The following is a 13,731-nucleotide window of genomic DNA, read 5'->3' as shown; positions in this document are numbered from 1 at the left end:
GGATCGCGTGGAAACGAAAAAATTAACCGGTTCCGAAATCATCATTAAAGCCCTGCAGGCGGAAGGTGTGGATACTGTATTTGGTATCCCCGGCGGGGCGGTTTTACCCCTTTACCATGAACTGGCAGTAGCCAGCATCCGCCATATTTTAACCCGCCATGAGCAGGCAGCCGCCCATGCTGCCGAAGGCTATGCCCGTGCCACCGGTAAACCCGGTGTCTGCATCGCCACCTCCGGTCCCGGGGCAACCAACCTGGTAACGGGGATAACCAATGCTTATATGGACTCTATTCCCATTATAGCCATTACCGGCCAGGTCAGCTTGGCCATGATTGGTCGGGATTCCTTCCAGGAAGCCGATATTACCGGCATCACCATGCCTGTTACCAAGGCCAACTACCTGGTGAAAAGCATCAGGGACCTGGCGGCAACTATCCATGAGGCCTTCTACGTAGCAACTACCGGCCGGCCGGGGCCGGTCCTCATTGATATTCCCAAAGATATCACCACCCAGCGGGCGGCCTTTCACTACCCGCCGCGGTTACGCCTGCCCGGCTACCGCAGCCGGGTGGAACCCCATGCCCTGCAGGTAGCCCAGGCCGCTGCTGCTATTCAAGCTGCCGAGAGACCCCTGCTCTTTATCGGGGGCGGGGTGATTACTTCCGGGGCCCATGAAGAAGTATGGCAGTTGGCCGAAGAGCAGGATATTCCCGTCATCATGAGCATGATGGGCAAAGGGGCCTTCCCGGAAACCCATCCCCTCTTTGTTGGTATGGTCGGGATGCATGGTACGGCCGCCGCCAACTACGCCGTCTGTGAGACGGACCTGATTATCGGTGTCGGTGTCCGCTTTGACGATAGAGTGACAGGGAAAATTGAGGCCTTTGCCCCGAGAGCGAAAATCATTCATATTGATATTGATGCGGCCGAGATCGGCAAAGTTGTCCCGGCCCACATCCCCATCGTCGCTGATGCCCGCCAGGCCCTCCAGGCCTTGCTGGCCAGACTGCCTGAGAAAAAGGAGCACCCGGCCTGGCGCCAAAGAATACGGCGCTGGCAGGAAGAGCATCCCTTACGCTATGATGAGTGCGGCTTGAAGCCCCAGTATGTAATTGAGGAATTATATCGCTTAACCAGGGGCCGGGCCATTGTCAGCACTGACGTAGGCCAGCACCAGATGTGGGCGGTGCAGTATTACCCCCTGGATCGACCGCGGGCCTTCCTCTCCTCCTGTGGCCTGGGGACCATGGGTTTTGGCGTCCCGGCAGCCATGGGGGCGGCTGTAGCCAGGCCTGATGAAACCGTCGTGGCCATTACCGGGGACGGCAGCTTCCAGATGAATATCCAGGAACTGGCCACCTTAAGCCATTATCGCATCCCGGTGAAAATTATCCTCCTCAATAACGGTTATCTCGGTATGGTGCGCCAGTGGCAGGAGTTCTTCTTTGACCGGCGCTACGCTTATTCCGAACTGGCAGGTAACCCGGATTTTGTCAAGGTGGCTGAAGCTTACCGCCTGCCGGCCCGGCGGGTGGCTGCCCGGGAGGAAGTCGTCCCGGCCCTGCAGGAGGCCCTGGAGACAGATGGTCCCTTCCTGGTGGATATCTTAATCGACCCGGAAGAAAACGTCTTCCCCATGGTGCCTCCGGGTGGTACCCTGAACAAAATGGTGACGGGAGGTAGGCAGGAGTGAAACGCACCCTTTCGGTTCTGGTGGAAAATCGCCCCGGGGTTTTAACCCGGGTGGCCGGCCTCTTCAGCCGCCGGGGTTATAATATCGACAGCCTGGCCGTAGGCCGTACGGAGAACCCATCTATTTCCCGTATGACCATCGTGGTGGATGGCGATGAGCAGATTATCGAGCAGGTCTGCAAACAGCTCAATAAGCTCATCGATGTCATCAAGCTCAGCGATATAACCGATGATCCCCATGTGGGCCGGGAATTGATGCTCATCAAGGTTAATGCCGAGCCGGCGGTCCGGGGCGAGATTATGCAGATAGTTGACATCTTCCGGGCGCGGATCGTCGATATTGCCCGCAACAGCCTGATTATCGAAGCTACCGGCGATGCCGACAAGATTGATGCCCTGGAAAACTCCCTGCGCCCCTTTGGTATCAGGGAAGTAGTACGCACAGGTAAAATCGCCATGCTCCGGGGAGCGAAAACCAGGGGAATGGAGGCCAGCGGCGATGGGACAGGAGACTAGGGAACGCACCGGTGCCCGGGCTGTGATGGAGGTCCTGCAGGCCGAAGGCGTGGAACTGGTCTTTGGCTATCCCGGCGGCGCCGTCCTGCCCCTGTACCATGAACTGGCCCGGACTTCCATCCGTCATATCCTGGTCCGCCAGGAGCAGAATGCCGTCCACGCTGCCAGCGGTTACGCCCGCACCAGCGGTAGGACGGGCGTCTGCTTTGCCACCTCCGGTCCCGGGGCCACCAACCTGGTAACGGGGATTGCTACGGCCTACATGGATTCCGTGCCGGTAGTAATCTTTACCGGCCAGGTACCAACCTCTCAGGTCGGCAGTGATGCCTTCCAGGAAACCGATATTACGGGAATCACCATTCCCATTACCAAGCATAATTACCTGGTCAAGGATGTTGAGGAACTGCCCCGTATTGTCAAAGAAGCCTTTTATATCGCCAGCACCGGTCGCCCGGGGCCAGTGCTGGTGGATCTCCCTAAAGACGTAGCCCTGGCTCCCTGCCAGGCACCGGTTCCGGAGAAGGTTGAGCTGCGGGGCTATAAACCTACCTACCAGGGCCACCCGGGCCAGCTCCGCGCCCTGGCAAAGCTCCTCCAGGAAGCCGAGCGGCCGGTACTGTTTGCCGGTGGCGGGGTGGTGGTTTCCGGGGCGGAACGATATTTGCAGGAACTGGCAGAAAAAATCCAGGCGCCGGTGGCTACTTCACTTACCGGCCTGGGGGCTTTTCCTGAAGATAATCCCCTTTCCCTGGGAATGGTCGGCCTGCACGGCAAACCCTGTGCCAACCACGCCGTTATGGAATGTGATTTGCTGGTAGGCCTGGGGGTTCGCTTTGATGACCGGGTGACGGGGGTAATAGAAAAATTTGCACCCCAGGCTAAAATAGCTCATGTGGATATTGACCCGGCAGAAATCGGTAAAAACGTGCGGGTAGACCTGCCCCTGGTGGGGGATATTAGCTGTGTCCTTAGGGAACTCCTGCTCCTGGTAGAGCCGGCCGGGCACCCGGCGTGGCTGGAGCGGGTTAAAACCCTGCGCAATAATTACCCCCTCACTTACGGCCGGGGCGGTGAGGTGCGGCCCCAGTGGGTCATCGAACGCCTGGGAGAAATGACCCGCGGCCGGGCCATCATTACCACCGACGTTGGCCAGCACCAGATGTGGGCGGCCCTCTTTTACGGCTATACTGAGCCCCGCACCTTTATTTCCTCCTGTGGCCTGGGCACTATGGGTTACGGCCTGCCGGCAGCCATCGGCGCCGCCCTCGCCCGGCCGGACAGGCAGGTGTGGGTCATTACCGGCGACGGCAGTTTCCAAATGGGGATGGCCGAGCTGGGTACGGCCGTGGAGCAGGGATTACCCTTAAAGATTTTGCTTTTTAACAACCAGAGCCTGGCCATGGTGCGCCAGCTGCAGCATTTTTACTACGAACGCCAGTATACAGCCGTGAAATTCACGGGTAACCCCGATTTCGTCCGCCTGGCAGAGTGCTATGGGGCAACCGGCTTGCGTATTACTAAACAGGAAGAAGTGGTACCGGTGCTGGCGCAGGCCATGCAGAATGATGGTCTCACCCTTATTGAGTGCCTGATCAGCGAAGAGGAAATGGTTTACCCTATGGTCCTGAATGGAGCCGCCCTGAACGAAATGCTCCTACCGGAATAAACTGGCCAAGGAAGGTTGATGTGTCTTGCCGGATACCAGCAAAAGGATTTATATCTTTGATACTACCTTGCGTGATGGCGAGCAGTCGCCCGGGGTAAGCCTCAACGTCGAGGAAAAGCTGAAAATTGCCCACCAGCTGGCCCGCCTGGGGGTTGACGTCATTGAAGCCGGCTTCCCCATTGCCTCCCCCGGCGACTTTGAAGCCGTGCGGGCCATAGCCCGGGAAGTAGAGGGCCCGGTGATCGCCGGCCTGGCGCGCATCAATGACCGGGATATCGATCGCGCCTGGGAGGCGCTGCAAGAAGCCAGGCGGCCGCGGATTCATGTCTTTATTGCTACCTCCGACATTCATTTAAAATACAAGCTGCGCATGACGCGGGAAGAGGTCCTGGCCGCCGTCCGTAAAGGGGTGGCCCGGGCCAAAAGCTACTGCCAGGACGTGGAGTTTTCCCCGGAAGACGCTTCCCGGAGCGACATCGACTTCCTGTGCCAGGTGCTGGCGGCAGCCATTGAGTCCGGGGCCACCGTCCTCAATATCCCGGATACCGTCGGCTATGCCACCCCGGCCGAGTTTGGTCATCTTATAGCCGAGATTCGCCGGCGGGTACCGGGGATTGAGAAGGTGCAAATCAGCGTCCACTGCCATAACGACCTAGGGCTGGCGGTGGCCAATTCCCTGGCGGCCATTGAGAACGGAGCCCTCCAGGTAGAAGGGGCCATCAACGGCATCGGTGAGCGGGCCGGCAATACGGCCCTGGAAGAGCTGGTAATGGCCCTCTATACCCGCCGTGACTATTACGGCTGCCACACCGCCATTGTTACCGAGGAGATCTACCGTACCAGCAAGCTGGTGAGCAGCCTGACGGGCATGCCCGTCCAGTACAATAAGGCTATCGTGGGCAAAAACGCCTTCGCCCATGAGGCCGGTATCCATCAGGACGGCGTCCTGAAGGAGCGCACCACTTATGAGATTATGAACCCCACCATGATCGGCGTGGTCCAGAGCAATATTGTCCTGGGTAAGCACTCCGGCCGCCATGCCCTGCGTAGTCGCCTGGAGGAACTGGGCTTTAAACTGAATGAAGCGGAACTCGACAAAGCCTTTGCCCGCTTCAAGGAACTGGCCGATCGCAAGAAGGAGATCAGCGACCGCGACCTGGAAGCCATTGTCGAGCACGAAGTTAAACAGATCCCCGAAAAATTCGCCCTGGAGCATATCCACATCTCCACAGGTAACCGGGTGGTACCAACGGCCACCATCGGTCTCCGGGTGGGCGAGGAATTAAAAGAAGAGGCGGCCTGCGGCGAAGGACCGGTGGATGCTGCCTTCAAGGCTATCGACAAGATAACGCGCATTCCTGTTTGTCTTAAATCCTACACCCTCAACGCCGTTACCGGCGGCAAAGACGCTGTGGGCGAGGTAACCGTCAAGGTCGAGTATGCCGGCCGGGTCTTTATCGGGCGGGGCATCAGCACCGACGTCCTCGAAGCCAGCGCCCGCGCCTACGTGAACGCGATTAATAAAGTCGTTTACGAGATTGGGGAAGAGAACCTGCAGGTTTTGGAAGCATGAAACAGGAAGTCTGAAGTCGGAACAGAGGATGGAGCGAACCATAATAGTTTGGGGCTGGCATTTGTTTGCAGCGAGCGACTTGGTCTGAGCGGCGAAGCGGCCGCAGGCTGTGCCGAGGAGCGAGGGCGGGGCCGAGGACAGGAGGTCCGAGGCCGGCCTTTGAGGCAAGGATGCCGAATAGGCCGCCCAGCACTCACAGTAACCAAGTTACAGCAACCAGTTCTTCGGTTTATGCAGTCGTACTACCTTTGGAGGTACCTGAGTTTAGTGAGTGCTGGGTGCCCGAGCCCTGGTTGACCCAGCACTCAACTCGGCAACAGTTTTGTTCGCGAAGTGACACCTATTATAAACGAGTTGAGTGCAGGCCGCTCCGCGAAGACCACGGAGCGAGCGCAAACATGGCCAGCCAAAGATAAGTTATTTTCGGAGGAAGAAGGTAAACTCCATGGGCATGACCATCACCGAAAAGATCCTGGCCGCCCACGCCGGCCTCGAACATGTCGAGCCGGGCCAGCTCATCAACGCTAAGGTAGATCTGGCCCTGGGGAACGACATCACCGCGCCCCTGGCCATAAAAGAATTCAAGCAACTGGGGATAAAGAAGGTCTTCGACCCGGAAAGGGTCGTCCTGGTGCCGGACCACTTCACCCCGGCCAAGGACATCAAGTCCGCCGAGCAGGCTAAAATTTTGCGTGAATTCGCCCGGGAGCAGGGGCTCACCCACTATTTTGAAATCGGCCGCATGGGCATCGAGCACTGCCTGCTGCCGGAGGCGGGCCTGGTCGGCCCCGGGGACCTGGTCATCGGGGCCGACTCCCACACCTGCACCTACGGGGCCCTCGGGGCCTTTGCCACCGGGGTCGGTTCTACAGACCTCGCCGCCGCCATGGCCACCGGCGAGCTGTGGTTTAAAGTACCCGAGACTATCCTCTTCCGCTACCACGGCAAGCTCCAGCCCTGGGTTGGGGGCAAAGACCTCATCCTCTATACCATCGGCCAGATCGGGGTCGACGGCGCCCGCTACATGGCTATGGAATTCACCGGCGAAGCCATTACCAACCTCTCCATGGACGGCCGCTTCACCATGGCCAACATGGCCATCGAAGCCGGCGGCAAGAACGGCATCTTCCCGGTGGACGAAAAGACCCTGGCATACATTCAGGGTCGCCTTAAACGCGACTACCACATCTACCGGAGCGACCCTGATGCCCGCTATGCCCGGGAAATAGACATTGACGCCGGTAAGATCGAACCCCAGGTAGCCCTGCCCCACCTGCCCGAGAACGCCAGGAGCGTCAAAGAAATAGGCGAAATTAAAATCGACCAGGTGGTCATCGGCAGCTGCACCAACGGCCGCCTGGAGGACCTGCGGGTAGCGGCACAGACCCTCAAGGGGCAAAAGGTCCATCCCGAAGTAAGGCTCATCGTCATACCCGGCACCCAGAAGATCTACGCAGAAGCCCTGGCCGAAGGGCTGATAGCAACCTTCATTGCCGCCGGCGCCGCCGTCTCCACCCCCACCTGCGGCCCCTGCCTGGGCGGTCACATGGGGATTCTGGCCAGAGGCGAGCGGGCCCTGGCCACAACCAACCGCAACTTCGTGGGCCGTATGGGCCATCCGGAAAGCGAAGTCTATCTAGCCGGCCCGGCCGTAGCCGCCGCCAGCGCCGTTAAAGGGCGCATCGCCGCCCCCGAGGAGGTAGTAAAATGATCATCCAGGGTAAATGCCACACCTTCGGCAACGACATCGACACCGACGCCATCATTCCGGCCCGGTACCTGAATACCTCCGACCCGGAAGAACTCGCCCGCCACTGCATGGAGGACGCCGACCCCACCTTTGCCGGGCGGGTGCAAAAAGGGGAGATTATCGTGGCCGGGAAAAACTTCGGCTGCGGCAGTTCCCGGGAGCACGCGCCGGTAGCCATCAAGGCCGCCGGGGTGGCGGCGGTCATCGCCGCCTCCTTTGCCCGCATCTTCTACCGCAACGCCATCAACATCGGCCTGCCCATCTTTGAGTCCCCGGCCGCGGCGGCAGGGATAACCGCCGGGGATGAAGTAAAGATTGACGCCGAGAAGGGCGAAATTGTGAACCTTACTAAAGGGGAAACCTACCAGGCGGCGCCCTTCCCGCCCTTCATGCAGGAACTCATTGCCGCCGGGGGGCTGATGCCCTACGTGGCCAGGAAGGTGAAGGCGCATGTATAAAATTGCCGTTTTGCCCGGTGACGGCATTGGCCCCGAGATTGTCCCGGAGGCGGTAAAGGTCCTGGAGGTTGTCGGCCGCCGCACGGGGATAGAGTTCCAGTTTACCGAGGCCCTGGTAGGGGGAGCGGCCATTGATGCCCGCGGCCAGGCTTTACCACCGGAAACCCTGGACCTCTGCCGCCAGAGCGACGCCGTGCTCCTGGGGGCGGTGGGCGGTCCTAAATGGGATGCCCTGCCGCCGGAGGAACGCCCGGAAACGGCCGCCCTCCTGCCATTGCGCAAGGAGCTTGGCCTTTACGCCAACTTAAGGCCGGCCTACCTCTTTGAGCCCCTGGCGGAGGCTTCGCCCTTAAAACGGGAAATTGTTGCCGGTACCGACCTGATCATTGTCCGGGAGCTCACGGGCGGCCTCTACTTCGGCCCGAAAAAGCGGGAAAAGGCGGGTGCAGGCGAGGTAGCCTACGACACCATGCTCTATTCCACGGCGGAAATAGAGCGCATCGCCCGCCTGGCCTTTGAGATAGCCAGTAGCCGCCGCTGCCATTTAACCAGCGTTGACAAAGCCAACGTCCTCACCAGCTCGCGGCTGTGGCGGGACACGGTAGATGGGCTTAAGGGCGAGTTTCCCGAGGTTACCCTGGAGCACATGTATGTTGACAACTGCGCCATGCAGCTGGTCCGCCGGCCGGCCCAGTTTGATGTGATTGTGACGGAAAATACCTTTGGCGACATTTTAAGCGACCAGGCTTCCGTCCTGACGGGCTCCATCGGCATGCTGCCCTCGGCCAGCATTGGCGGTCAAGTGGCCCTTTATGAACCGGTCCACGGCTCCGCCCCGGATATTGCCGGGCAGCAAAAGGCCAATCCCCTGGCGACCATCCTCTCGGCAGCCATGATGCTCAAGTACTCCTTCAAGATGGACCAGGCAGCGGCAGCCGTGGAGGCAGCCGTCGGCCGGGTGCTGGCTAAAGGTTACCGTACCGCGGATATCTACGTGCCGGGGACCAGCCTGGTAGGTACGGCCGAAATGGGTGCCCTGGTACGGCGGGAGCTGCAAGAGGGATAGCCTATGCCGGAAAAGATCTATGTCTATGACACTACCCTCCGGGACGGCAGCCAGGGCGAGGGCATCAGCCTGTCGGTAGAAGACAAATTAAAGATTGCCGCCCGCTTGGACCGGCTGGGCGTGGACTATATCGAAGGCGGCTGGCCCTGGGCCAACCCCAAAGATATGGAGTTTTTCCTCCGGGCCAGGGAGATTATCTGGCGGCAGGCTAAACTCGCGGCCTTTGGCCGCACCCGCAAGCCCGGCGGGAAAGCTGAGGAAGACGCCAACCTGCTGGCCATCAGGCGGGCCGGGGTGAAGGTGGCCACTATCTTCGGCAAGGCATGGGACCTCCATGTAACGGCGGCCCTGGAGACGACCCTGGAGGAAAACCTGGCCATGATTGCCGACAGTATCGCCTTCCTGGTGGAGGCGGGCCTGGAAGTAATCTTTGATGCCGAGCACTTTTTTGACGGCTTCAAGGCCAACCCCGATTATGCTCTGGCTACCTTGAAGGCCGCGGCGGCTGCCGGGGCCAGCTGGGTGGTCCTGTGCGATACCAATGGCGGCTGCCTGCCTGGTGATGTCGCCGCCGCCGTAGCCCGGGTACGCCAGGAGATCCAGGTACCCCTGGGCATTCATACCCATAACGACGGCGACCTGGCCGTGGCCAATACCCTGGCCGCCGTAACCGCCGGCTGCCGCCAGGTGCAGGGAACCATCAACGGTTTAGGCGAGCGCTGCGGCAATGCCAATTTGTGTTCTGTATTGCCCAACCTGGAACTGAAGATGGGCTACCAGTGCCTGCCCGCCGGGCAATTGAGCTTTCTCACGGAAGTCTCCCGCTATGTCAGCGAGATTGCCAATGTGGTACCGGCCGGTAACCAGCCCTTTGTCGGCTACAGCGCCTTTGCCCATAAGGGCGGCATCCATGTGAGCGCCGTCTTAAAGGCCTCCCACACCTACGAGCACATCCGTCCCCAGCTGGTGGGAAACGAACGGCGCATACTAATGTCGGACCAGGCCGGGGCCAGCAACCTGCGCTGTAAGGTAGAAGAGATGGGCCTGGAGCTTTCCCCGGAAAAGGAACGGGCCGTCATGAACGGCATTAAGGAAATGGAACGCCAGGGCTACCAGTTCGAAGGGGCCGACGCTTCCCTGGAATTATTTTTACGGAAAACAACGGGGGAATACCGGCAGCCCTTTGAAGTAGAGTACGTCAAGACCCTAGTGGAAAAGCGGCCCGGGCAGGAAGCCATCGCCGAAGCCATTGTTAAACTCAAGGTGGGTGACCAGGTAGTCCATACGGCGGCCGAAGGCAATGGTCCCGTCAATGCCATGGACAACGCCCTGCGCAAGGCCCTGGAGGAAGTTTTCCCGGCCATCGGCCGCATGCGCCTGACGGACTACAAGGTGCGGGTCCTGGATGAAAAGGATGCCACCAGCGCCAAGGTCAGGGTCCTTATTGAGTCCCGGGACGGCAGCAGCTCGTGGAATACCGTCGGCGTCTCCACCAACATCATCGAGGCCAGCTGGGAAGCCCTGCTGGACAGCATGGAATACGCCCTCTTAAAGCAGTCCCGGGAGTTAAACAAAAAAGCGGCAGCCACTTAAAAAAGCCAGGCTTTTTATTTTGCCTGGCTTTGCTTTGGCGCTTGTTTATCAGGGGGCAGGGGTTTAGCATACTGCCAACGGGGCAGGGAAGTTCCCGGCAACTGCAGGTCCTGCTCTTTTTTAATGTCGGGGTAAATATTGAACATGTTATTGAGGTTCTCAATCAGGCCGCCGGTGAAGGTTAAACCCTTCTCCAGGGTATGGGGGTCACCGATGGCTTTGATGACAATGGGATAGAGGAGCTTCTGGCCGTCGATGGTGATGTAAACCCGCGACCCCTCTTCTTTATCGGCAATGGCAGTGAAGGCGCCGATGCGGTGGTCATTGATGGCGATGGCTTCGGCTCCGGAGGCCCAGAGCTCGTTGACGATGTCTACCAGATCCTCATAGAGAAGAGGGGCGTCGCCGGTAATGGTAACCGTAATCCCCGGGCCTTTGACAGGACTAAGGCCGGTGCTTATCTGCAGGCGGGCCAGCTCTTTTTCCAGAGCCGTTTCGGCGTCACTATCCTGGCCGGAACCGGTCTTAAGAGTGAAGAGCTGCTGCTGGAGCTGGGCAATCTCACCCTGCAGCTGGCTGCGCTTGCTGCTCAAATTTTTCCACATGGCCACCAGGTCTTCGGTTTTCTGGGCTTCCAGGGAGCTGGCCAGCAGCCGCTGGGTACGAAACTGGAGCGATAAAAGCAGGCCCAGAATTAAGAAGACAACGGTCAGGGAAACAGGCCAGTATTTTCCTCGCATTTATTACTGCCCCCCTGCTTTAACCAGCCGGACGTAGTCCTGGGAAAAACCGCCTTTATACGCGGGCAGGGTTAGGTTCTGGGATTTGGTTACCTTGACAGGGAAGTCGCGGCTTTTTAAGTAAGAAAAGTCAACTGCCTTCTGAATGGCTGCCTCCAGGCTATCGGGGTTGCCTATAGCCTGAACCTCGTAAGGCGGGGCCAGGCGGGTGGAATTCACCAGGATGACGGTGCCGACGCAACGGATGTCCGAGCTGGTGACAATCCGCTGGCCGTTGACGGCAATAGCTTCGGCGCCGGCAGCCTTTAATTCATTGACCAGGTAGAGGACATTCTTATCATGAATTATATAATCTTCCGGATTATAGGTTGCCGGTGAACTGTTTTTAGCCGCCTGGGCGCCGGCGTTATTATCATCCAGGGTAACGGTTATCCCCGGTCCCGTCACGGGAGTTAGGCCGGCAGCCAGTTTCAGGGCTTCTATTTCCTGCTGCAGCTGGGCCAGCCGGCCCTTTCCTTGAGCGCGATCCTTCTGGAGGGCTTCAATCTGGCTGCGCAGGTCGGCGATGGTATTTTCCAGGGATGCGTCTTCTTTTTCCAGGGAATGAATAATATCAATGAGTTCGGGATCCTTCCGTTCTATAGCCGCGGTGGCCTGGTGGGAACGCCACTGCCAGGCTACCAGGAGCCCGGAAAAAAGGCTGATGAGGAGCAGGGAAAGATAAATTTTACGCACTAGGGACTCCTCCTTTAGCGCTATTTTATATGAAGTCTTGCCCGGTGGCAACTAGTAAAAACGGGCAGCCATAAAAAGAAGGGATTTAGCCTCTACCTGTCGAATGAAGTGACTGGACCATCATATACTAACTAAAGCTGGCGGGAAAATTTGGGGTGACTGGTTTGGCGGCCCTGTGGCGCTACTTGTTATCGTTAAACATAATCGACCTTCTGCGGATAATCCTTGATATCAGCATCGTCGCCTTTGTCATTTATAAATTCATCATGCTCATCAGGGGCACACGGGCCGTCCAGCTGATCAAGGGACTGGTGGTGCTGGTGGTAGCCTCGGTCATTGCCGAGCGCCTGCACCTGACCACCATTAACTGGCTTTTAAGCCAGTTGCGCCTGGTGATTGTCGTGGCCCTGCCGGTAGTCTTCCAGCCGGAACTGCGGCGTGCCCTGGAACAACTGGGCCGGGGCAAGTTTTTTGCCCGTCCCTTGACGGTCCTGGGCGCCGAAGATATGGAAAAGCTTATTAATGAGCTGGTGCGGGCCGCCCAGGTGCTGGCTAAAAACCGTACCGGCGCCCTGATAGTTGTCGAGCGGGAGACGGGCCTCAATGATTATATCGAGACGGGCATCCGCGTCGACGGCGTAGTTTCCGCCGAGCTGTTAATTAATATCTTTGTACCCCTGACGCCCTTCCACGACGGGGCAGCCATTATTCGTGGGGACCGGGTGGTAGCCGCCGGCTGTTTTCTGCCCCTTTCCGAAAGCCCCTATTTAAGCAAGCAGCTGGGGACCAGGCACCGGGCGGCTCTGGGCATCAGTGAAATATCCGACGCCGTGGTCCTGGTGGTCTCGGAAGAAACGGGCGCCATTTCCGTTGCCGAGGGGGGGAAGCTGACCCGCTTCCTGGATGAGAAAAACCTGAAGGAACTCCTCCAGAGTTTATTATTACCGCAGGTTAACCACAGTACTTTCTTCTGGCCCTGGAGGTCGTAAGAATGCGGGAGCATTTTCGCCAGGATTGGATTTATCGCCTGCTGGCAGTCGCTTTGGCCATTATTCTCTGGATGTATGTAACCGGCGAGCAGAACCCCACCGGGGAAAAGGTGGTCCGGGTCCCCCTGGAAACAGAAAACTTGAGGGAGGGCCTGGTGGTTGCCGACCGCCCGGCGGAAGTCCAGGTGCGGGTGGAGGGGCGCAAGGCCGCGGTAAATACTTTGCTGTCCAGGGACGTCCATGCCTTTGTTAGCCTGCGGGAGGCTAAAGTCGGTGATAATCTTTTACCCGTCCGGGTCGAGGTACCGGAAGGGATAAATGTAATTCACGTGAACCCTTCCCAGGTGACGATAAAACTAGATAAAATTGAGCAGGTACAGCTGCCGGTCCAGGTGAACCTCCTGGGCACGCCGGTCAGCGGCTACCGGGCGCTGGAACCGGTCATCAAGCCTTCCCAGGTAGTTGTTTCCGGTTCTGCTGAAACCCTGAAAAGCATCGGCCGGGTCTATGTGGAGGCCAAAATCGACCAGGCCAGCGGCAACTTCCTGGCCCAGCTGCCGGTAAAGCTGGCTGACCGGGAGGGTCGTCCTTTGCAGGAATGGTTAACCGTCTCCCCGGAAGTGGTAGAAACATTTGTACCTGTAGTCCAGGACATGCCCAGCAAGTTCCTGGCGGTGCGTCCCCAGCTGGCAGGCGAGCCGGCCAAAGGCTATGCCGTCCAGCGGGTAATTCTCCAGCCGGAAGTGGTGGAGGTCTTTGCTCCCTACAACCATTTAGCGGCCCTGGATTATATCAATACGGCCCCAATTAATATTGCCGGGGCTATGAAGAATGTTACGGCGGAGACGAACCTGGAAATACCGGCTGGCGTACAGGTCAGCAGCTTCCCGCGGGTAAGGGTGGTAGTGGAGATAGGCAAGGCTGCCAATCCTGCCAGCACGCCGTGACAGTAG

Annotated in this window: 12 protein-coding genes; 10 read left to right on the top strand and 2 right to left on the bottom strand. The window is 58.7% G+C overall.

Going from position 1 to position 13,731, the window contains the following annotated elements:
• Window positions 1–7: 7 nt before the first annotated feature.
• The 8 genes from ilvB (MOST_RS07035) (at window position 8) to cimA (ending at window position 10,314) form a co-directional block, all read left to right on the top strand.
• Window positions 8–1,693 (top strand): biosynthetic-type acetolactate synthase large subunit, encoded by a 1,686-nt coding sequence (gene ilvB / locus MOST_RS07035; protein ID WP_054938160.1) that lies wholly within the window; start codon window positions 8–10, stop codon window positions 1,691–1,693.
• Entirely contained in the window at window positions 1,690–2,208 is a 519-nt protein-coding gene (gene ilvN, locus MOST_RS07030) for an acetolactate synthase small subunit (protein ID WP_054938159.1), read from the top strand. The genes ilvB (MOST_RS07035) and ilvN overlap by 4 nt, the downstream gene beginning before the upstream one ends.
• Window positions 2,192–3,874 carry a biosynthetic-type acetolactate synthase large subunit gene (gene ilvB, locus MOST_RS07025; protein ID WP_054938158.1) on the top strand — a complete coding sequence of 561 codons (1,683 nt, stop codon included), beginning with the start codon at window positions 2,192–2,194 and terminating at the stop codon, window positions 3,872–3,874. Before ilvN ends, ilvB (MOST_RS07025) begins: the two co-directional genes overlap by 17 nt.
• A 25-nt stretch (window positions 3,875–3,899) precedes the next feature.
• The gene (locus MOST_RS07020; RefSeq protein WP_054938157.1) at window positions 3,900–5,447 is read left to right on the top strand and encodes a 2-isopropylmalate synthase; all 1,548 of its coding nucleotides are present in this window, start codon (window positions 3,900–3,902) and stop codon (window positions 5,445–5,447) included.
• 445 nt (window positions 5,448–5,892) lie between these two features.
• Complete coding sequence (gene leuC / locus MOST_RS07015) at window positions 5,893–7,158, top strand: 3-isopropylmalate dehydratase large subunit (protein WP_054938156.1); 1,266 nt, start codon at window positions 5,893–5,895, stop codon at window positions 7,156–7,158.
• A complete protein-coding gene (locus MOST_RS07010) occupies window positions 7,155–7,655 on the top strand; it encodes a 3-isopropylmalate dehydratase small subunit (protein ID WP_054938155.1) in 501 nt (166 codons plus the stop codon). Before leuC ends, MOST_RS07010 begins: the two co-directional genes overlap by 4 nt.
• Window positions 7,648–8,721, top strand: a complete 1,074-nt coding sequence (gene leuB / locus MOST_RS07005; RefSeq protein WP_054938154.1) for a 3-isopropylmalate dehydrogenase — start codon at window positions 7,648–7,650, stop codon at window positions 8,719–8,721. The genes MOST_RS07010 and leuB overlap by 8 nt, the downstream gene beginning before the upstream one ends.
• 3 nt (window positions 8,722–8,724) lie before the next feature.
• Window positions 8,725–10,314 carry a citramalate synthase gene (cimA, locus tag MOST_RS07000; protein ID WP_054938153.1) on the top strand — a complete coding sequence of 530 codons (1,590 nt, stop codon included), beginning with the start codon at window positions 8,725–8,727 and terminating at the stop codon, window positions 10,312–10,314.
• Between the two features lie 14 nt (window positions 10,315–10,328).
• Here cimA and MOST_RS06995 read toward each other — a convergent pair whose 3' ends face one another.
• Complete coding sequence (locus tag MOST_RS06995) at window positions 10,329–11,054, bottom strand: DUF881 domain-containing protein (RefSeq protein ID WP_054938152.1); 726 nt, start codon at window positions 11,052–11,054, stop codon at window positions 10,329–10,331.
• Window positions 11,055–11,057: 3 nt separating this feature from the next.
• Window positions 11,058–11,789, bottom strand: coding sequence for a DUF881 domain-containing protein (locus tag MOST_RS06990; RefSeq protein WP_054938151.1), 732 nt, complete (start codon window positions 11,787–11,789; stop codon window positions 11,058–11,060).
• A gap of 155 nt (window positions 11,790–11,944) precedes the next feature.
• On the opposite strand from MOST_RS06990, the gene cdaA reads away from it, so the two are divergent.
• Both cdaA and MOST_RS06980 read left to right on the top strand, forming a co-directional pair.
• Entirely contained in the window at window positions 11,945–12,778 is an 834-nt protein-coding gene (cdaA, locus tag MOST_RS06985) for a diadenylate cyclase CdaA (RefSeq protein ID WP_106007069.1), read from the top strand.
• A gap of 2 nt (window positions 12,779–12,780) precedes the next feature.
• Window positions 12,781–13,725 (top strand): CdaR family protein, encoded by a 945-nt coding sequence (locus tag MOST_RS06980; protein ID WP_054938150.1) that lies wholly within the window; start codon window positions 12,781–12,783, stop codon window positions 13,723–13,725.
• Window positions 13,726–13,731 lie beyond the last annotated feature (6 nt).

This window comes from Neomoorella stamsii, assembly GCF_002995805.1.
In the GTDB taxonomy this organism is placed as follows: domain Bacteria; phylum Bacillota; class DSM-521; order Neomoorellales; family Neomoorellaceae; genus Neomoorella; species Neomoorella stamsii.
Note: the sequence above shows the minus strand (reverse complement) of the source record. Positions and strands in the feature narration are given on the sequence as shown.

Bases quoted from the DNA above. Each gene is read 5' to 3' on its own strand.
- ilvB (WP_054938158.1), top strand. From the start codon at position 2,192: ATGGGACAGGAGACTAGGGAACGCACCGGTGCCCGGGCTGTGATGGAG.
- leuC (WP_054938156.1), top strand. From the start codon at position 5,893: ATGGGCATGACCATCACCGAAAAGATCCTGGCCGCCCACGCCGGCCTC.
- MOST_RS07010 (WP_054938155.1), top strand. From the start codon at position 7,155: ATGATCATCCAGGGTAAATGCCACACCTTCGGCAACGACATCGACACC.
- leuB (WP_054938154.1), top strand. From the start codon at position 7,648: ATGTATAAAATTGCCGTTTTGCCCGGTGACGGCATTGGCCCCGAGATT.
- cimA (WP_054938153.1), top strand. From the start codon at position 8,725: ATGCCGGAAAAGATCTATGTCTATGACACTACCCTCCGGGACGGCAGC.
- MOST_RS06995 (WP_054938152.1), bottom strand. From the start codon at position 11,054: ATGCGAGGAAAATACTGGCCTGTTTCCCTGACCGTTGTCTTCTTAATT.
- MOST_RS06980 (WP_054938150.1), top strand. From the start codon at position 12,781: ATGCGGGAGCATTTTCGCCAGGATTGGATTTATCGCCTGCTGGCAGTC.